Source organism: Methylomonas subterranea (assembly GCF_024505185.1).
GTDB lineage: Bacteria > Pseudomonadota > Gammaproteobacteria > Methylococcales > Methylomonadaceae > Methylomonas > Methylomonas subterranea.
This window is the reverse complement of the sequence record NZ_JANIBJ010000034.1, coordinates 1-17,790: the sequence shown is the minus strand read 5'-3', so window position 1 is coordinate 17,790 and position 17,790 is coordinate 1. Positions and strand designations below refer to the sequence as shown.

Here is a 17,790-nt window from a genome sequence, read left to right as displayed (position 1 = left end):
CCATTATCCGCTCAACGATCGCTGTATTTGGTAATGCATACCTTGCGTTCGTCGCAGACCACTGTTTTCTTGATATTGGATGTTTTCGATCCCGCGCCACGGGAGGTTTCGTTTTGCAATTCGGCGCCGGAAAGGCTTTGCGCGGGGATGGTACGGATATCGGAAATCAGCGTCATGGTGTCGCCGGCTTGATTGATTTTGAAATACCTCAGGGTGCTCATCCCTATCAGGACCTCATTTAAGTGATCGTTCAATTGCGCGTGCAGATTGTTGAGTTCCGCGTTGCCCAATCTCAGGCTGTTGATGGAGGTCTCGCGTATCGCGACTTTGCCGCCGGCGGTACTGGCCTGAACATAGCGGCCGTAGGGCAGCTTCGCGGCTACCGCCATTTTGGCCGGCACCACGGTGTCGGTGGCGCCGGTGTCGATTAAAAACGGCATGGGAACGTTGTTGATCAGCACCACGCCCCTGAAATGCCCCTTGGCATCGGCCTTGATAATCACGCCTTTCGCTTCGGGGCCTATATCGCTTGAGATGTTGCGTGACGCCGCCCGGTTATCCTGGCCGGGGGGCTGGGCATAATCGGCATGGGCGCCGCCCCATAACGGCCCCATCATTAGCAAATAGAACAGATAACGCAAACCGGCGGTCTTGGCGGAACGGCCACGCCGCTTTCGGGCGCTGTCGAGCCTGCTTGCCAACCAAGCGGGCCGGCCGGCGCCGGCGTTTTTCGGATAATTTTCCCGGTAATCATCGCGGTCTTGCATGCCCATATCGCCCTCGCTGAATAGTAACGTCGGTTATCATGCGCGGATTATCGCACCAAGTCCGCCTATCAATTGAGAACCAGGTTGAGGGATACCGAACGGCGGGTAACGCCACGACCGCGGCTTAGCGGTTCAACCACTCCATATACAAGCGCACGCCCTCTTCAACCGTTTTGAATTGATGCTGGCAGCCGGCGGCGCGCAATTTTTCCAGATTGGCTTCGGTAAAGCTTTGGTAGCAACCCTTCAGGTGTTCGGGAAATGGAATGTATTGGATCTGGCCGCGACGGTGAAATTCGATCACGGCATTGGCGACGTCGTTGAAGGTCTGGCTGCGGCCGGTACCGCAGTTGTAGATACCGGATACCAGCGGCCTGTCCAAAAACCACAGGTTGATGTCCACCACATCGCCGACATAGACAAAATCGCGGCGTTGCTCGCCATCGCCGTAACCGTCGCAACCTTCGAACAGGCGCAGACTGTCGGAATCCTTGATCTGCTGGTTCAAATGAAAGGCCACGGAGGCCATGCCGCCCTTGTGCGCTTCGCGCGGGCCGTAGACATTGAAATAACGCAAGCCAACCACTTGCGCGGTCAATTTGGACAAATGCCGGCGCAGATATTGGTCGAACTGAAATTTGGAATAGCCGTACACATTCAAGGGGCCTTCGTAGGCCAATTCTTCCTTAAACGTCAGGTCCGAGCCGTATGTAGCGGCACTGGAAGCGTAGATGAAGGGAATTTTGTGGCTTTGGCAATAATGAAACAACACTTTGCTGTATTCATAATTGTTGTCCATCATGTAGCGGCCGTCCCACTCGGTGGTACTGGAGCAGGCACCTTGATGGAAAACGGCTTCAATACTTTCGGCGGCAAAAGCGCCTTGCCGGATTTTGTCCAGAAAAGCACTTCTATCCATATAATCCGCTATCCGGCAATCGACCAGATTTTTGAATTTGACCCCGTTGGCCAAATGGTCGACTACCAGAATGTCATCGTAACCGCGAGCGTTTAAACCCAGTACCAGATTGCTGCCGATAAAACCGGCGCCACCGGTTACGATGATCACGGGATTATTCCGAGACGATTTTGATCGGCAGACTAACCACTACATCGGTATGCAGGTTTATATCGATGTCGTAGCTACCGACTTGGCGAATCACGCCGTTAGGCATGCGCACTTCGCTTTTCTCGACCTTGACGCCGGCGGCGGTAATGGCCTCGGCGATGGTCTGGGTGCCGACGGAACCGAATAGACGGCCTTCGTCGCCGGTTTTGTGGGCGATGGTAATGCTCAATTTGCCGATGGCTTCTCCGCGCGCATTGGCGGCGGCCAGTTTCTCGGCGGCTTGTTTTTCCAGTTCGGCGCGGCGCTCTTCGAATTCCTTGATTTTGGCGGCGGTGGCTTTGGCGGCCTTGCCTTGCGGAATCAAAAAGTTTCTGCCGTAACCTGCCTTGATGGTGACTCTGTCGCCCAGGTTACCCAGGTTTGCTATTTTCTCAAGAAGAATGACTTCCATCTTTACTTACCTCGTTAATCGACCGATGTCGAATGATGGCCGAATTCAATCAGCCGTTTTATTTGAAATTTTATTACGTAAGTTCAACCAGTTATCAAGCAAGCCCACCACGGCTATGATTACCATCATGTGCGGAATGACTACCAGCGTCAGATACAGAAACGGCACCATGAAGCGGCTGCCCTTCATCTCCGCGAAACAGGCATGCAATGCGGCGGTGCCTATGAAGGTATACAGCACGAACATTACCAGCAACATGTTCCAGCAGACTTCAGCCAACATTCCGGACGACAAAGCCGCCGCCGCCAGCAATACCAGGGTCGCCATGGCCAGCTTGGCATGGCTTTTCATGGCCAAAAACTCGACCCTGAAACCGCCCGGATTGTAGAGCGCCGCCTGCCACCATCTGGCCAGAAACAGCCCGAACAACAAACCGTAGACACTGCCGGCGGCAATGGCTCCGGTCATGAAATGGGCAAAGGCTTGCGCCGATTGCTTGATTTGTTCGACCGGTACATCCGGCCTCGCTTCCAGCATGGGTTGCATCATGACCGACAACACGCCGGCCCATACCTGAGCCGGCTGCGCCTGATAGACATAAAAACCCACCACGGCCGCCACGCCCAGCAACACGGCAATCTCTATCGCCACGGCCAGATTTCTGCCTTCGCGCAGCACAATGGATATCAGCCAAACCGGCGTCCACAGCACCAAGCCGTACAGCAGGGCAAATTGATAACCGATACCCAGGAAGACGCTCAGTATGGCCGCCGCCAAACAGGCGCACGCCAACACATACAAGCCTTCCGTGCCGCCGCGGCGCAATGTGACCAATGCAACGGAAGCCGAACTTACGATACTTGCCGGAGGAAACTTTAATGACAGCAAGGCAAAGGCAGCCGCAACCGTCATGGCTTGCAAGCGTCCCTTCATGATATAGGCCGCCAAAAATCTCACGCCCGCTCTCCGGCTTACCTTAGATTATTTGTGCGCGTCGCAGAAAGGCAACAAGGCCAGAAAACGGGCCTGCTTGATAGCCGATGTCAACTGTCTTTGGTATTTCGCGCTGGTACCGGTGATGCGGCTGGGAATGATTTTGCCGGTTTCGGTGATGTACTCGCTCAGCAAATCCAGATCTTTATAGTCGATCACGATTGCATCTTCACCGCTGAAACGGCAGCCTTTTTTACGTCTGATATTGTTACGTGCCATATTGATTCTCTTGGGTTTAAAGTTTATTCGGAAGCCGCTTCGGTTTCGCTGACGGCTTCTTCAGCCGCATCCGTTTCTTCGGTCTCTTCCTCAACTTCTTTCACGCGGCCGGCGGTTTTTTGACCGTCGTTGCCGCTGGTGGCAATGGCGGAAGGCGCGGTAATGGCTTCTTTTTGCAGCAGGGTTTGGCTGCGCAGGATGGCATCGTTGAAACGGAAGCCCGCTTCCAGTTCTTCAAGAGTGGCTTGATCGCATTCGATATTCATCAACACATAATGTGCCTTATGAATTTTTTTGATCGGAAATGCCAGGTGTCTGCGGCCCCAGTCTTCCAGGCGGTGAATGTTGCCGGCGGCCTCTTCGATGGTGGTTTTATAACGTTCTATCATGGCAGGCACCTGAGCGCTTTGATCAGGGTGTACCAGGAAGACGATTTCATAATGACGCATGATTTCTCCTTACGGTTTAAAAAGCTTCCCATTCGCGCGAACGGTGAAGCAAGGATTTGAGATGAAACATCCCAAAAGCCGGCCATTATAAAATCAGGCAGGATTCTTGCAAACTTATTTTTCAATCACCGCCGGACTTCGGCCGGCTGGCGGCCATCAAACCGACAGCCGTTCCATCAAGTAACACAAGCAATCCTGCCGTATCACCTGCTCGTTCAAGGTCAACATCGACGGCATGGTCGGTCTGCTTATTTGCAGCTGGCCGTCCTTGAGGGCAAAAAACCGCTGGGTAATGATCCCGCCCTCATTGTCGCGGGCAATCACGGGCATTTGCGTTCCGCTTACCCTACCGAATACCGTGCCCGCCTGTATTTCGGTGAAGTTCAAACGTTCCAGTTCGCGATCCAGACATAAATCCGCCCCGCCGTCCTCGAAGCTAAACCTAAAACGCTCGTCGACCGTCACCTGCGCGACGGTGTGATAAAGATCGATATCCTGTCTGGCGACCGGCTGCAGCGGAAACGCCTGCAAATGCAGACAACCGTCTATAAATTGGAACACATGCTCAACGCCGTGCGGCTGATCCGGACGACCGCATTCCAGCGTCACCGCCGGACAAAATTCAGCGAAAGCGCCAGACTGTACGCCCTTGGGATGGGTAAAATACACCAGCAAGCGTCCAAACAAAGCCCCCAAATGCAGAAAAGCCTCGTCCAGCTTGTTCAAGCAGGCGTAATGCGGATTAAGCCCGGTATTATTGTGCACATCGACACTGGCAAACAACTCGCGCCGACTCATCACCTCGCAAATCCGCCTCGCCCAGGCGGCTTCCGGCAAATCCGCCAACGGGGTACCGGGCCAGATGCGATTGTAATCGGGCTGATGCTCCAAGCGTCTCAGCCCGTGGCGGGCGGCTTGAGTATTGCCGAAGAACAGGCTTAAATTTCTCGGCAGCGCTTGACCGTGATATTTGCGCAGCAACTGTTGCACCGCCAGAAAACCGGTGGGCTCGTTACCGTGCAACAGCACGGATACAAACAAGCTGTCCTGGCGCTTGCCCGGCAAATGAAACAGGGCCGGCTCCGGAATCAAGCTATGAAGCTGGTCGACGGTAATATCCAGCAGACCGGCGGGCAAAGTTTCAAACTGTTTAAGCACGTGAGTATCGCTTGTTTAAGAGTACCAATCTCGACCCGCGCCCGAGCGGTTTAAGGTTTAAAAGACGCCGGCCGCTTGTAAATCGGCATGATAGGACGAACGCACCAGCGGCGCGCTGGCCACCTGTTGAAATCCCAGTTCGCGGGCAATCCCGGCATAGCGCTTGAACTGATCGGGATGAATGTATTCCCGCACAGCCAGATGCTCCTTACTGGGCTGCAGATACTGACCCAAGGTCAGCATGCCGCAGCCGTGAGCCAGCAAATCCCGCATGACTTGCACAACCTCGGCTTCGGTTTCGCCTATGCCCAGCATCAGGCCGGATTTGGTCGGCACCGCCGGCAACAATTGTTTATGCCGCTGCAATAAGCGCAAGGAAGTCAGATAGTCCGCGCCGGGCCGGGCTTCCGGATACAGGCGCGGCACGGTTTCCAGATTATGGTTAAACACGTCGCATGCTTGTTGTTGCAAGATTTGCAAGGCCGCATCCATGCGCCCGCGAAAATCCGGGGTCAGAATTTCGATAGTGGTGTCGGGCGATAGACGTCGGATCGCGCCTATGCAGGCCGCAAAATGTCCGGCTCCGCCATCGCGCAGATCGTCGCGATTCACCGATGTGACCACCACATATTTCAACGCCATCGCCGCGACGGTTGCCGCCAGATTTTCCGGCTCATCCGCATCCAACGCGGCGGGTTTGCCGTGAGCCACGTCGCAGAACGGACAACGGCGGGTGCACAAATCGCCCATGATCATGAAGGTGGCGGTGCCGTGACTGAAACATTCGCCCAGATTGGGACAGGCGGCCTCCTCGCAGACGGTATGCAGGCGATTTTCCCGCAAGGTCTGTTTGATCTGATTGACCTTTTCGCCGGCCGGCAAGCGGATCCGGATCCAATCCGGCTTGCGCAACAAGGTTTCCGGCTTTTCCACCTTGACCGGGATGCGCGACAATTTGTCGGCATTGCGCTGATGGGTCTCGGGCGTGGCGCGCGACGGCGCATTGATGGCATGCGGGTTATGCGGTTTCATGATTCGATGACCTTGATAATATGATGAACAATCGGCACCGCCAATTCGTGGATGTCTACCCGCACGCCTAAATCGGCTAGCTGGGTCACCTGCATGCCGGCATAACCGCAGGGATTGATGGCACTGAACGGCGTCAAATCCATGGCGTTATTCAAACTCAAACCGTGATAACTGCAACCCCGGCTGATTCTCAGCCCAAGGGCGCCTATTTTCCTGTCCTCTACATACACACCAGGGGCGTCCGCCCTGGCCGCGGCTCGCACACCGTATTGTCCGAGCGCGGTCAACATGGCATTTTCCAGCAAGCTGACGGCTTGGCGAGGACCGAAAGCCAAGCGGCGCAAATCCATCAACAGATACACTACCAGCTGCCCAGGCCCGTGATAGGTCACCTGCCCGCCCCTGTCGGTCTGAATCAACGGGATATCGCCCTGGCGCAGCACGTGTTCAGGCTTGCCGTTCAGACCCAAGGTAAATACCGGCGGATGCTCGGTAATCCAGATTTCATCAGCGGTTTGCGCGTTGCGACCGGCGGTGAATTCCCGCATGTCTTGCCAAACGCGGCCATAATCCCGCAAGCCCAACTGTCTGAGAACGGTTTGCCGCCTCATCGTCGCGCTACAGAGTCATCAGCACATCAGGGTGGTCGAACAGACTTTGATAGATGGCATCCAGCTGTTCCCGGCTGGTCGCCTCTATCATCACCGTCACCGAGGTATAGTTACCGGCCTTGCTGGGCCGACTGCTGACCGCGCCTTCGCGGATGTCGCCGACATACCGGCGCACGATTTCCACCACGATGGCATCGAAATCGTCGCGGGTTTTACCCATGGCCTTGATGGCAAACTGACAGGGAAATTCCAAAAGAGTTTGCGATTCGCTCATGCCTGGGATTGTTTGTAAGCTTGCAACAGTTGATCCATCCTGTGAAACAGCGGCCCGGGAGTGCCGGCGCCAACGGTTTGACCGTCCAGTTCCACCACCGGCACGATTTCCCGCGTTGAACTGGTTACCCAGACTTCGCTGGCATTTTGCAACGCTTCCAGCGCGATAATGTCTTCGCGACAGGCAATCCCGTTTGCTTGGGCCAACTCCAGAATGACATCGCGGGTAATACCCGGCAAGATCTCGTGGCTGTTGGGCGGCGTGATCAATTCGTCATCAATTACCGCGAACAAATTGCTGGCCGCCCCTTCGGTGACATAACCGTGTCTGACCAGTATCGCTTCCGCGCAATCCCGATCCAGTGCCTCCTGGCGCAACAGCAAATGCGCCAACAACGCGGTGGCCTTGACATGGCACATTTGCCAACGGGTGTCGTCCAGCGTGACGGCCTTGATCCCGGTCAGCCGGCCGGCGAAGGGCTTGATGTCGTTACACATCGCGAACACGGTAGGCACCACGTGCTCGGGAAAGCCGTGATCGCGCCTGGGCGCGCAACCGCGGGTAATCTGCAGATAAATGTACTGGTCCTTGTCGCCGTCCAGCATGGGCTGGAATATCCCGCGCCACTGGTCCGGACTTTTTTCCAGCTCCAGCCGAATCGCCCGCAGACTGTTGTTCAAGCGCCGGATATGATCCTCAAAGCGAAACAGGCGGCCGTTATAGACCGGAATCACCTCGTAAACCCCGTCGCCGAACAAAAAGCCGCGATCCATTACCGAAATCCTGGCATCCGCCAACGGCAGGTAGTCGCCGTTCAAATAAACCGTATCCGACATCACTTCTCCAACATAACCACGACGGCGTCATACAGGCGGCGGAAAAAACCGCCTTCCGGCACGCTGTCCATCGCCACCAACGGCCGGCTGAGTATGGTCTCGCCGGCCAGCGCCACGTTCAGACTGCCCACCGTATCGCCCTTGTTGACCGGCGCTATGATGGTTTTATCCACCTGGGATTCGGCTTTCAACTCATTGAAATGCTTGCGCGGCGCGGTGACGTAGACATCCTCGGCCACCCCGACGGACAGTTTGGAGGTTTCGCCCTTTCTGACCCTGGCTTCGGTCAGCGCCGTGCCGGCTTCGTAAAGCCTGTGGGTTTCGAAAAAACGAAAACCGTAGTTCAACAAGGACTGGCTTTCATTGGCGCGCGCATTGGGACTGGCCGCACCCATCACCACCGAAATCAACCGCATGTCGTCGCGCTTGGCGGAAGCCACCATGCAATAACCGGCATCGTCGGTAAAACCGGTTTTAATGCCGTCGACGGTCTCGTCCCGCCACAGCAACTGATTGCGGTTTTTCTGGGTGATATTGTTGAAAGTGAACTCTTTTTGCGAAAACCAACGGTAATAATCCGGAAATTCCTTAATCAGGGCTTGCGCCAACAAGGCCAAGTCATGCGCACTGCTGTAGTGATTGGAAATGGGCAAACCCGTGCTGTTTTCGAAATGGCTGTTCACCATGCCTAGGCGGGTGGCCTGTTCGTTCATCATGGTGGCGAAAGTCTGTTCGCTGCCGGCCACGTGCTCGGCCAGCGCCACGCTGGCGTCATTGCCCGATTGTATGATGTCGCCTTGCAGCAAATCCTGCACGGATACCTGTTTATTGACCTCGATAAACATTTTGGAGCCGCCGGTTTCCCAGGCGTTTTGACTGACGGTGACCTTCTCGTCCAGGGTCAGGTGCCCGGATTTCAATTCGCGAAACACCACATACACCGTCATGATTTTGGTCAAACTAGCCGGAGAGACACGCTTATCCGCATCCTTCTCCGCCAAAACGCGGCCGCTATCGAAGTCCATCAGGTAGAAACTTTTGGCGGCCACGCTGGGCGCCGCAGGGGTAAAAATCGGACCGGCGGCCCGCAAGGCCTGCGCGGTCAGCAATAGCGATAGCCCAACAAACAGGCCCGCCGCTGAACGGAAAGATAACATCATGATGGCAATTGGTAAGTCATTCTGGGAGCCGCCATTGTATCACCGTCAAGCCCCGCTTAGAAAAACCGCTGGAAAACCGGCATTCCTCAGGCCGACAAAAAGCTTTTAACGTAATGTTTAACGTAATCGCGAATCGGCGTGCCGTGTTTCAGATAATCCTTAAACATCTGGTGAATATCGAACGGATTCAGATAGACATAGGCGCCGCAGCCGGTACGGGCGATGAATTCGCCGCTCAATGCGTCCAGGAATGCCGCGTGGGCAACTTCGGTATGTTGTTGGTAGTAGGTTTTCATGACGTTTCTCCTGCCTGGGGCTTTCGGCAAAACCGCAGCAAACAGCATGCAAAACCAATAAATATATTTCAATACAATACCTTATGCATCCATCATTCGGCGACGCGACATTGCCGTGACGCGGCCGCCCCACCGGCTCCAACTCAATAATGCAAAGGCTGGAAAAAACTTTTCGGCGCCCCGCAAATCGGACAGGACCAGTCCTCGGGAATGTCCTCCCAACGGGTTCCAGGCGCTATGCCGCTGTCGGGGTCGCCCTTGGCCTCGTCATAAATATGCTCGCATTCCAGGCAATGGTACTTCTTATAATCGCTCATCCGCATCCCCCTGGCTGTCGCGCTGGTCGCAGCGGCTTAAAAATGCCTCGAACGCGGCGGTCATTTGCGGCAAGCCGCTCAACAGACGATGATCGCCATCCAGCATATGCAGAGTTGCCCGCTGGGCCCGGCAAAACCGCCAGGCATTTTCCGGCGGCACCACCTCGTCTGCCCAACCGTGAAACACTTCGATTTCGGCGCTGCCGGGCCGGAAATCGCTAAGGGCATAACCCGGCAAATAAAAGGCCGGGGCGATGAGAAACAAACCGGCCGGCCCGAGGCGCTCCGCCGCCACGGTAGCCACGTAAGCCCCCATGCTGGAACCGGCCAACACCAAGGTCTCATACGCGGAAATTTGCAGGCTCAACAGCTTGGCGACCCGCGCGTCCGGATCGTTGCTATCTCGGTAATCCGGGCTTAGAAACAGGTAGCCGCGCCGACGGGCCACCTCGGCCAAGGCCAAGGGCTTTTCGCCCCAGGGAATGCTGTCCTTGCCGTGATTGTAAATAACCAGTTTTTGCATAAACCATACTCCTAATATTTGCTTGCGTAGCCGCACCGGGCGGAAAGCATCGCGTTCAAGCGGCGGCCGGATGTTTTTTTAAAGACATCCTATAATACCTAACCTGCTTACTAGATTTCGGGCAAAGAACCCCGCGCGGCCGCTTGCTGCCGGCGCCCCCATGCAAGTGCTGGCGGCCGGGCCGCAAGCTCTATCGATAATAATTTTAATCGCGGACAATGTGATGAATTTTTTGAACTCACTCAGCCTGGTTTATCGTTTCGCCTTGTTGATCGCCTGCGTCGTGACGGGATTTGCCGTATACGGACTCTGGTCCTTCAAAACCCTGAACGAGCTTAAAATCACCGGTCCCACCTATCGACAGATCGTGCAGGGCAAGGATCTGGTCGCCGACATTCTGCCGCCGCCCGAGTACATCATCGAATCCTATCTGGTCGGCTTGCAGCTTGCCGGCGGTAAACACGATAGGACCGATCTAGTCCAACGCCTGCATAAGCTGCGAGCGGAGTATAACGCCCGCCATGACTTTTGGACCCGTTCCAATCTGAACGATCAACTACGCGAGACATTTTTAAACCAAGCCCATCAGCCGGCCCTGCGGTTTTACGACATAGCCTTCGGCGAATTCATACCCGCTCTGCATAACGGCGATAGCGAGACCGCCACTTCCGCCCTCGCCAAAATGGAAGCAGCTTACGAAAGCCATCGCGCCGGCATAGACCGGGTGGTGCAAATCGCCAACCTGCGGGTGACCGAGGACGAAGCCGCCGCCAACCGGCAAATCGGCGCCGCCACCACCCTACTGTGGACGGTATTGGCCTTGACCTTGGCCGTGACGATAGCCGTAGCCTTGACGATCTCGCGCTCCGTCACCCGCCCCTTGGCGGAAATGCAAAAAATGATGCTGCAAATCAAGAACGACCGCGATTTTACCCTCAGGCTCGATACCGGCGGCCGCGACGAAATAGCCGAAACCGCCGCAACCTTCAACGGCTTGATCGGCAGTTTGCAACAGATGCTGAAAGAACTTTTGGAAGATGCCGACGAACTTGCCCAGGCCGCGCAATTGCTGGCGGCCACTTCCGCGCAAACGGTGGTCGGTTCCCGCCAGCAAAGCGGTGCCGCCACTTCGATAGCCACCACGATAGATCAAGTCAATGCCAACGTCAGCCAGTTAAGCGATAACGCCCAAGTGGCGCTGGACATTTCCTGCAAATCGGGAGACTTATCCCACCAGGGCGGCGACATCATTCATAACGCCGCCGCCGCGATGCTGCAAATTGCCGCCAGCGTGCAAAAAACTTCCGGCACCATCGAAGCGCTGGGACAACAATCCCAGCAAATTTCATCCGTCGTCCAGGTCATCAAGGCCGTTGCCGACCAAACCAACCTGCTGGCGCTGAATGCCGCCATCGAAGCAGCCAGGGCCGGCGAGCAGGGCCGCGGTTTTGCGGTGGTGGCGGATGAAGTGCGCAATCTGGCCAAGCGCACCACCAACGCCACGGAGGAAATCTCCCAAATGATAGCGTCGATGCAAAAGAGCACCCAGCTTGCCATCAGCGCCATGACCGATGCCGTCGGTAAAGCCGACGATGGCGCAGTGATCGCCCGGCGGGCCGGCGACGCCATCAACGAAATAAAACAAGAATCGTCCAAGGTGGTTGAAGTGGTCAACAACATATCCGCCGCCTTGCTAGACCAAAATAGCGCCAGCAACGATATTGCCGACAATATCGAACAGGTTGCAAAAATGGCCAAAGCCAGCAATACCGCCGCCGAGCAAACCGCCGACGAGGCCAAGCACCTGGAAAAACTAGCCGGTCACATGCGGGCCACGGCCGGCAAATTCAAGCTTTAAACCGCCTGAGAACCCGCCCGAAATAACTGCCGTACTTTTGCTCCCACTCCGCAGGGTGTCGCAAAAGCTCCCTCTCCTCGCGGTTAGGGAGAGGGGGTGAAAACCAGTAAACTACTGTTTTATATACCCTCATCCTAACCTTCTCCCGGTGGGAGAAGGAACTGTTTCGATTTTTACGACACCCTCCTCCGAAGGCTATCGTAAACCCCCACTCACCTCGCGGAAGAAGGTAAGGGTATCAATGGAACGGAATCCTTACCCCGGACCCAGTTCGCGCAAACCGGCATCCAAAAAATCCAGCAAGACCCGGGTTTTGCCGGGCATCAAGCGTCCGGCGGGAAACACCGCCCAGGCGGTGACGGCGGGAAACTCCCATTCCGGCAACACTCTAACCAATCGGCCGGACTTGACGTAAACAGCGGCGTACACGGTGGGCGAAGCGGCAATGCCCAAATGTTGCAAGGCCAGCTTTACCAGCAGTTCCGGCGAATTGGCAGCCACCTTGGCCGGCAAGGCGCCCGACCAGATTTCGTCGCTCCGGGTCAAGCGAAACGGCCGCGGCTCGCGCAGCATGGCCGACAATTGCAAAATGCCGTGCCGGCGCAAATCGTCGGGCTGTTGCGGCGCGCCATGCAGGGCCAGATATTCGGCGGACGCGTACAGCCCCCATCTGTAACGGTAAACGGGCTTGGCCGCCAGGGCGGTATCGTCGGGCAAATCGCCCATCCGAATCGCCAGATCGTATTGCTCGGCCAATAAATCCACCCGCCGGGCCGACAAATCGAGCTCCAGGCTAATGGCCGGATGGCTTGAAATGAACCCGGCCAACAAGGGCAGCAACACCAGATTGGCAAAGTCGTTCGGCATGGACACCCGCAGCACCCCACTTGGCTGCAATTGCCTATGCTGAGCCAGCGCGATTGCGGCGTCGGTGTCTTCGCCGATTTGCCGGCCGTGTTGCAGCAATTTCAAACCGAATTCGGTCAGATTCAACTGTCGCGTCGTGCGCTGGAACAACCGTTCGCCCAATTGTTTTTCCAAACCGCTAATCCGGCGCGACAGCGTGGACTTGGGCAGACCGATAGCCTCGCCGGCCTTGGAAAAGCTACCGATGTCGGCAATTTTGGCAAACAGCCATAAATCGTTGGGTTCTATATGCATCGTTTGTTCCTTCAGCGGAACAGTGTTATCCATTTTACGGACTACCGTTCTATTTTATAGCGGAATATAGTGTAAGCGCATTTCAACCAAGCCGGGGACACCGCCATGAACAACTCCCAAACCATCACCGACAGCGTGCTGAACAGCCGCATTATCGAACAACAGCTGACCGGTCAGACAACCGCCGACGGCGCCGGCGTTAAATTGACCCGATTGTTCGGCCAAGCACTGCAAAAAAGACTGGACCCATTTTTAATGCTGGACGCTTTCGGCAGCGACTCGCCTCGCGACTACATCGGCGGATTTCCGGACCATCCGCACCGGGGTTTCGAGACCATGACTTACCTGATAGCCGGCCGCATGCGCCACAGCGATAACGCCGGCCACCAAGGCCTGCTGCAAGAAGGCGGCATGCAGTGGATGACGGCCGGCCGCGGCATCATTCATTCCGAGATGCCGGAACAGCAAGACGGTCTGTTGGAAGGCTTTCAACTGTGGATCAACTTGCCGGCGGACGCCAAAATGCAGCCCCCCGCCTACCGCGATGTCGATCGGCAACAGTTGCCGGAACTGGCGACGGCTGACGGCGTGACGGTGCGAGTCATCGCCGGCGACAGCCACGGACTGGCCGGCGCGATACAACGTCCCGTCACCGAGCCGACGATCCTGGATATCAGCCTGCCGGCCGGCAGCGGTTTCAGCCAAGCTTTGCCGGCGACGCATACGGCATTCTTCGTGGTCTACCGGGGCGAAGTGACGGTGGGCGACCAAGCGGTCGCCAGGGGCCGGCTGGCAATTTTAGCCGACGACCCCGCCGCCGACGGCGTCCGCATGCGGGCGCCGCAAGACAGCCGCGTCCTGCTGGTGTCCGGAGCGCCGCTAAGGCAGCCCATCGCGCAGCACGGACCGTTCGTCATGAACACCCCGGCACAAATTCAACAAGCCATCGATGACTATAGAACCGGCCGGCTGACGTCGGCCTGACCGAAAAAAACCTTAACCGAGCCCACGGGAGCAAACCGACCATGAACAACTTATTTCAGCCCTTGCAATTGGGCGAATTGACACTGCCCAACCGTATTTTAATGGCGCCCTTGACCCGTTGCCGGGCGGACGCCGAACACGTACCCACCGCCTTGATGGCTGAATACTACGCCCAACGCGCCGGCGCCGGCCTGCTGATTGCCGAGGCCACCATGGCGATGGCCGGGCATTCCGCCTTCGGCACCGAACCGGGCATCTATTCGGCCGCGCAAATAGCCGGCTGGCGCCTCGTCACCGACGCCGTGCACGCCGCCGGCGGTAGAATCTTTCTGCAAATCTGGCACGGCGGCCGTGCTTGTCATCCGCTGTTGAACGCCGGCGCGCAACCGGTAGCGCCCAGTGCGCTAGCCATTACCAACGACGAGGTACACACGCCGGCCGGCAAAAAACCTTATACCGTGCCGCGCCCGTTGGCGGAACATGAACTTCCGGCCATAGTGGACGGCTTTACCCAGGCTGCCCTGAACGCCATCGAGGCCGGCTTCGACGGCGTGGAAATTCACGCCGCCAACGGTTATTTACTGGATCAATTTTTACGCGATGGCGGCAATCAGCGCCGGGACAATTACGGCGGTTCGCTGCACAAGCGGGCCAGATTGCTGCTGGAAGTCATCGAAGCGGTTTGCGCCGCCATCGGCAAGCAACGTGTCGGCCTGAGAATCTCGCCGCTGAACAGTTATAACAGCATGCGGGACAGCGACCCCATAGGTCTCTCGGTCTGGCTGGCAAAACAGTTGAATCCCTTCGGCTTGGCCTATTTGCACGTGATGCGCGGCGACTTTCTGTCCGAACAAAGCGGCGACATCATGACGCCGATCCGCGAACATTTCGCCGGAACCCTAATAGGCAACATGGGTTACAGCGCCGAAGAAGCCGAAACGGCCATTGCGGGCAGCCAATTGGACGCAGTCGCCTTCGGCGCGGGCTTTCTGGCCAATCCGGACCTGCCGCGGCGCATCAAACTCGGCGCTCCGCTAAACGCCCCCAACCCGGCCACCTTTTACGGCGGCGGCGCGCAAGGCTACACCGATTACCCATGTCATATGAGCGAATAAGGCCGCCGCTCGGGCACATTCGCCGGCAATACCCGCCACCTTATCCACGCGCCCTTTTCGGGCGCGATTTTCATCCTGCCCGCTCATCAGATTCAGTCTTATCTTGAAAGGCGCGTTTTGGTAGAATGCGCCATAAAGATACAAACTGTTAACACCGGTTACTTGCGGCCCGTTGAAATGGAGACCGAAACCGGGCGCTCGCTGGTAAACAGCCGATTTCCGAACGCCACTGTCAATGGCAACGCAAAAACACCAGGTATCGTCTTCACCTTATCCACCCGTAAAACCGTTTGCCTGTCGATATGCGGGGAGATTCTGCCGACACCTCCCGCTTCAATGAAAAGACCGACATTGAAACCACTCGCTATCCTTGCCGCCTACTCAATAGAACCGCAACAGAATGAAATTTAGCGTTTTTGTCAAAAGACTTTCCCATCCCCGCGTCAGAAGACGCTTGAAAATCGGCCTGTCCGTTTGGGGTTTGGCCATATTGATCAGCCTGATTTCCAAGCTCTCCTATGACATTGGCCAGTTTAAAGCGCAATCACTGATAAACGACAAAATAGCGGCGATACCCGTCACCCGCACGGTGCTGACCATGGATACCGCGCAACGAATCATTTCCGGCGCCTTGAAGGAAGACCCTAACAACCCGAAAACGATTGTGAGTCAAATAGTCGATAACAATCAGAAAGTTGCCACCGTCATCATAGAAAACAACCGGCAAAAACGCATTGCCTGGATTATCGACATGCGGCTGTTTTTCGTCGGCGACCTGTTCAACGACCAAGGCTATAACCTGACCGAATCCCTTGAAAGCCAGCACAATATCCGCAGCGATAAAGTCAGATAAGCCTATCGCGCAAGCGGACTGCGATTGGTTTGCCAAGAATAGGCACAATGGCGGTTTGCTACCGCGAAACCGCCCTACATCACCCGCATTTGCTCTCACCACAATTCAAACAAGCCGTGTAGGTTACCCACCGCGTACCTTTTCTGGCGTTTGATTCATCGGTAGCCTTGAAAATGGTATGCGATACATACCCTACGCTGCTGATTTTGTTCTTCGCAAACTAGTTACAGAAGCCGAAATAGCAAGGTGCACCGTTTAAGGTAGTGACTCGCACCGTCCAAATGTCTTGTGATAATGAATCACTGTTTCAATGTGACGCAGAGTATCTTGGGCAGACGTTCTCACGTTGAAACGTGGGAGCGATGAAAAAGTATCGCGATTGCCGGTCCGCGAACCGGCATTAAATTAGGCTTCGCGGTAGCGAATTATTGGATTTGCACAACTTCGAAAATCGCGAACGATGCGCTTCACATCCGTTCAGCACATCCTACGACCCTTAATTTCGTTCGATTCTTCGCGCCACGAGTGGTTTTATTCCCCTGATGCCGCGCCGAGCACCGGAGGGTTTGAACGGATCAGCCCGCCGGGGCGATGCAGGGATGCATCGCGTTTTTCGTGGGGGCTGGGAAGCCCCTTCGAAAAACCCCGTTCAAAGCCTTCGGCGCGCAGGATAAACGCGGCATGGGGTGGCCTGCTGACTCGCGCCATCCGGGCGCTCGCACTTCGTGCGCCGTTGGCGTCCAAATCCGCTCCCGGCGGATTTGTCTTTGGATACTTTCTTTTGGCCAAACACAAATTCGCCGGGAGCGAATTTAAACAGCCGATAGGCTGGCCCGCAGGGCGAAAACCACGGATGGTTTTCGTAGCGAAAGTATCGCGGTTGCCGGTCCGCGAACCGGCATTAAATCGGCCTTCGCGAGAGCGAAACAAGTTTCATGCAAGCTTTTAATTCCGCGTGGGCACAAAAACCGTGCCCGCCCTACGCCACTACCGAGGGTTTTTTCGCCCCTGATGCCGCGCCGAGCACCGGAGGGTTTGAACGGATCAGCCCGACAGGGGCGCGGCAAGGATGCCGCGCGTTTTCGGAGGGCTAGGACAGCCCTTCCGAAAACCCCGCTCAAACCCTCCGGCGCGCAGGATCAAAGCAGCATCGGGCTGGCCTTTTCTTTGGATACTTTCTTTTGGCCACGCAAAAGAAAGTATCGCGGTTGCCGGTCCGCGAACCGGTGTTAAATCAGGCTTCGCGATAGCGAAACAATATTCATGCAAGCATTTGATTCCGCGTGGGCACATAAACCGTGCCCACCCTACCCGGCTGCGCATATTAGTGGGTTGGATAACGAAAAGCATTTATTAACCCAGAATTTTTATCACCTGTATTTGCAAAAAAATTCTCAAACTTACCTTCATAGTGCTCGATACCATCTCCATCTTTCGGACACTCCCGATCTATAATTGCTTTAACTTTAACTTCGCCAAAAAGACTATTATTGCCAATCAAATCCAGAACAAAATATGAGCCATGATAAGTTAATTTACCCAAAAATCTAATTTCCTGATCATATATAAGTACTCACGCAAAATTAACCTGGTATTTTGATTCTGCACCGTAGTTTCGAAAGATCTCCTGAAGAGCATTTTGGAGACTTTGAAAATTGGTATAA

At 55.8% G+C, this 17,790-nt stretch carries 21 protein-coding genes; 4 read left to right on the top strand and 17 right to left on the bottom strand.

Features of this window, described 5'->3' with window-relative positions:
• Positions 1–11: 11 nt before the first annotated feature.
• The 15 genes from NP590_RS16160 to NP590_RS16090 all read right to left on the bottom strand — a co-directional run bounded on the left by NP590_RS16160 (position 12) and on the right by NP590_RS16090 (position 10,155).
• Entirely contained in the window at positions 12–767 is a 756-nt protein-coding gene (locus tag NP590_RS16160; RefSeq protein WP_256603659.1) for a retropepsin-like aspartic protease family protein, read from the bottom strand.
• A gap of 124 nt (positions 768–891) precedes the next feature.
• Positions 892–1,836: an ADP-glyceromanno-heptose 6-epimerase gene (gene rfaD, locus NP590_RS16155; RefSeq protein ID WP_256603658.1), complete on the bottom strand. Its 945-nt coding sequence runs from the start codon at positions 1,834–1,836 to the stop codon at positions 892–894.
• 4 nt (positions 1,837–1,840) lie between these two features.
• A complete protein-coding gene (gene rplI / locus NP590_RS16150; RefSeq protein ID WP_256603657.1) occupies positions 1,841–2,287 on the bottom strand; it encodes a 50S ribosomal protein L9 in 447 nt (148 codons plus the stop codon).
• Positions 2,288–2,332: 45 nt separating this feature from the next.
• Positions 2,333–3,244, bottom strand: coding sequence for a hypothetical protein (locus NP590_RS16145; protein WP_256603656.1), 912 nt, complete (start codon positions 3,242–3,244; stop codon positions 2,333–2,335).
• A gap of 24 nt (positions 3,245–3,268) precedes the next feature.
• A complete protein-coding gene (gene rpsR / locus NP590_RS16140) occupies positions 3,269–3,499 on the bottom strand; it encodes a 30S ribosomal protein S18 (RefSeq protein ID WP_013818223.1) in 231 nt (76 codons plus the stop codon).
• Positions 3,500–3,522: 23 nt separating this feature from the next.
• Positions 3,523–3,948, bottom strand: a complete 426-nt coding sequence (gene rpsF / locus NP590_RS16135; protein WP_256603655.1) for a 30S ribosomal protein S6 — start codon at positions 3,946–3,948, stop codon at positions 3,523–3,525.
• A gap of 156 nt (positions 3,949–4,104) precedes the next feature.
• The gene (locus NP590_RS16130) at positions 4,105–5,106 is read right to left on the bottom strand and encodes a M14 family metallopeptidase (RefSeq protein WP_256603654.1); all 1,002 of its coding nucleotides are present in this window, start codon (positions 5,104–5,106) and stop codon (positions 4,105–4,107) included.
• Between the two features lie 57 nt (positions 5,107–5,163).
• Positions 5,164–6,138 carry a lipoyl synthase gene (lipA, locus tag NP590_RS16125; RefSeq protein WP_256603653.1) on the bottom strand — a complete coding sequence of 325 codons (975 nt, stop codon included), beginning with the start codon at positions 6,136–6,138 and terminating at the stop codon, positions 5,164–5,166.
• Entirely contained in the window at positions 6,135–6,749 is a 615-nt protein-coding gene (gene lipB, locus NP590_RS16120) for a lipoyl(octanoyl) transferase LipB (protein WP_256603652.1), read from the bottom strand. The genes lipA and lipB overlap by 4 nt, the downstream gene beginning before the upstream one ends.
• Before the next feature lie 7 nt (positions 6,750–6,756).
• Positions 6,757–7,023, bottom strand: coding sequence for a YbeD family protein (locus NP590_RS16115; protein ID WP_256603651.1), 267 nt, complete (start codon positions 7,021–7,023; stop codon positions 6,757–6,759).
• Positions 7,020–7,859, bottom strand: coding sequence for an aminotransferase class IV (locus NP590_RS16110; RefSeq protein ID WP_256603650.1), 840 nt, complete (start codon positions 7,857–7,859; stop codon positions 7,020–7,022). The genes NP590_RS16115 and NP590_RS16110 overlap by 4 nt, the downstream gene beginning before the upstream one ends.
• Positions 7,859–9,019, bottom strand: a complete 1,161-nt coding sequence (locus NP590_RS16105) for a D-alanyl-D-alanine carboxypeptidase family protein (protein ID WP_256603649.1) — start codon at positions 9,017–9,019, stop codon at positions 7,859–7,861. Before NP590_RS16105 ends, NP590_RS16110 begins: the two co-directional genes overlap by 1 nt.
• 86 nt (positions 9,020–9,105) lie before the next feature.
• The gene (locus tag NP590_RS16100) at positions 9,106–9,315 is read right to left on the bottom strand and encodes a hypothetical protein (protein WP_256603648.1); all 210 of its coding nucleotides are present in this window, start codon (positions 9,313–9,315) and stop codon (positions 9,106–9,108) included.
• A 143-nt stretch (positions 9,316–9,458) separates the two neighbouring features.
• The gene (locus NP590_RS16095) at positions 9,459–9,632 is read right to left on the bottom strand and encodes a rubredoxin (RefSeq protein ID WP_256603647.1); all 174 of its coding nucleotides are present in this window, start codon (positions 9,630–9,632) and stop codon (positions 9,459–9,461) included.
• Positions 9,619–10,155 (bottom strand): alpha/beta hydrolase, encoded by a 537-nt coding sequence (locus NP590_RS16090; protein ID WP_256603646.1) that lies wholly within the window; start codon positions 10,153–10,155, stop codon positions 9,619–9,621. The genes NP590_RS16095 and NP590_RS16090 overlap by 14 nt, the downstream gene beginning before the upstream one ends.
• A gap of 223 nt (positions 10,156–10,378) precedes the next feature.
• Here NP590_RS16090 and NP590_RS16085 point away from each other — a divergent pair, with 223 nt between their 5' ends.
• Positions 10,379–12,013 (top strand): methyl-accepting chemotaxis protein, encoded by a 1,635-nt coding sequence (locus NP590_RS16085; RefSeq protein ID WP_256603645.1) that lies wholly within the window; start codon positions 10,379–10,381, stop codon positions 12,011–12,013.
• Positions 12,014–12,268: 255 nt separating this feature from the next.
• On the opposite strand, the gene NP590_RS16080 is transcribed toward NP590_RS16085, so the two are convergent.
• A complete protein-coding gene (locus NP590_RS16080) occupies positions 12,269–13,174 on the bottom strand; it encodes a LysR family transcriptional regulator (RefSeq protein ID WP_256603644.1) in 906 nt (301 codons plus the stop codon).
• Between the two features lie 105 nt (positions 13,175–13,279).
• On the opposite strand from NP590_RS16080, the gene NP590_RS16075 reads away from it, so the two are divergent.
• From NP590_RS16075 to NP590_RS16065, 3 genes are all read left to right on the top strand, one after another.
• Complete coding sequence (locus NP590_RS16075) at positions 13,280–14,158, top strand: pirin family protein (protein ID WP_256603643.1); 879 nt, start codon at positions 13,280–13,282, stop codon at positions 14,156–14,158.
• A gap of 41 nt (positions 14,159–14,199) precedes the next feature.
• Positions 14,200–15,273, top strand: a complete 1,074-nt coding sequence (locus NP590_RS16070; RefSeq protein ID WP_256603642.1) for an alkene reductase — start codon at positions 14,200–14,202, stop codon at positions 15,271–15,273.
• 400 nt (positions 15,274–15,673) lie between these two features.
• Positions 15,674–16,126, top strand: coding sequence for a hypothetical protein (locus NP590_RS16065; protein ID WP_256603641.1), 453 nt, complete (start codon positions 15,674–15,676; stop codon positions 16,124–16,126).
• A 1,324-nt stretch (positions 16,127–17,450) separates the two neighbouring features.
• Here the strand turns inward: NP590_RS16065 and NP590_RS16060 are convergent.
• A complete protein-coding gene (locus NP590_RS16060; RefSeq protein ID WP_256603640.1) occupies positions 17,451–17,669 on the bottom strand; it encodes a hypothetical protein in 219 nt (72 codons plus the stop codon).
• Positions 17,670–17,790: the final 121 nt, after the last annotated feature.

What these genes read in the sequence shown, in the direction of transcription:
- NP590_RS16160 (WP_256603659.1), bottom strand. Translation starts at nt 767, where the DNA reads ATGCAAGACCGCGATGATTACCGGGAAAATTATCCGAAAAACGCCGGC.
- rplI (WP_256603657.1), bottom strand. Translation starts at nt 2,287, where the DNA reads ATGGAAGTCATTCTTCTTGAGAAAATAGCAAACCTGGGTAACCTGGGC.
- rpsR (WP_013818223.1), bottom strand. Translation starts at nt 3,499, where the DNA reads ATGGCACGTAACAATATCAGACGTAAAAAAGGCTGCCGTTTCAGCGGT.
- rpsF (WP_256603655.1), bottom strand. Translation starts at nt 3,948, where the DNA reads ATGCGTCATTATGAAATCGTCTTCCTGGTACACCCTGATCAAAGCGCT.
- lipA (WP_256603653.1), bottom strand. Translation starts at nt 6,138, where the DNA reads ATGAAACCGCATAACCCGCATGCCATCAATGCGCCGTCGCGCGCCACG.
- lipB (WP_256603652.1), bottom strand. Translation starts at nt 6,749, where the DNA reads ATGAGGCGGCAAACCGTTCTCAGACAGTTGGGCTTGCGGGATTATGGC.
- NP590_RS16115 (WP_256603651.1), bottom strand. Translation starts at nt 7,023, where the DNA reads ATGAGCGAATCGCAAACTCTTTTGGAATTTCCCTGTCAGTTTGCCATC.
- NP590_RS16110 (WP_256603650.1), bottom strand. Translation starts at nt 7,859, where the DNA reads ATGTCGGATACGGTTTATTTGAACGGCGACTACCTGCCGTTGGCGGAT.
- NP590_RS16105 (WP_256603649.1), bottom strand. Translation starts at nt 9,019, where the DNA reads ATGATGTTATCTTTCCGTTCAGCGGCGGGCCTGTTTGTTGGGCTATCG.
- NP590_RS16100 (WP_256603648.1), bottom strand. Translation starts at nt 9,315, where the DNA reads ATGAAAACCTACTACCAACAACATACCGAAGTTGCCCACGCGGCATTC.
- NP590_RS16095 (WP_256603647.1), bottom strand. Translation starts at nt 9,632, where the DNA reads ATGAGCGATTATAAGAAGTACCATTGCCTGGAATGCGAGCATATTTAT.
- NP590_RS16090 (WP_256603646.1), bottom strand. Translation starts at nt 10,155, where the DNA reads ATGCAAAAACTGGTTATTTACAATCACGGCAAGGACAGCATTCCCTGG.
- NP590_RS16085 (WP_256603645.1), top strand. Translation starts at nt 10,379, where the DNA reads ATGAATTTTTTGAACTCACTCAGCCTGGTTTATCGTTTCGCCTTGTTG.
- NP590_RS16080 (WP_256603644.1), bottom strand. Translation starts at nt 13,174, where the DNA reads ATGCATATAGAACCCAACGATTTATGGCTGTTTGCCAAAATTGCCGAC.
- NP590_RS16075 (WP_256603643.1), top strand. Translation starts at nt 13,280, where the DNA reads ATGAACAACTCCCAAACCATCACCGACAGCGTGCTGAACAGCCGCATT.
- NP590_RS16070 (WP_256603642.1), top strand. Translation starts at nt 14,200, where the DNA reads ATGAACAACTTATTTCAGCCCTTGCAATTGGGCGAATTGACACTGCCC.
- NP590_RS16065 (WP_256603641.1), top strand. Translation starts at nt 15,674, where the DNA reads ATGAAATTTAGCGTTTTTGTCAAAAGACTTTCCCATCCCCGCGTCAGA.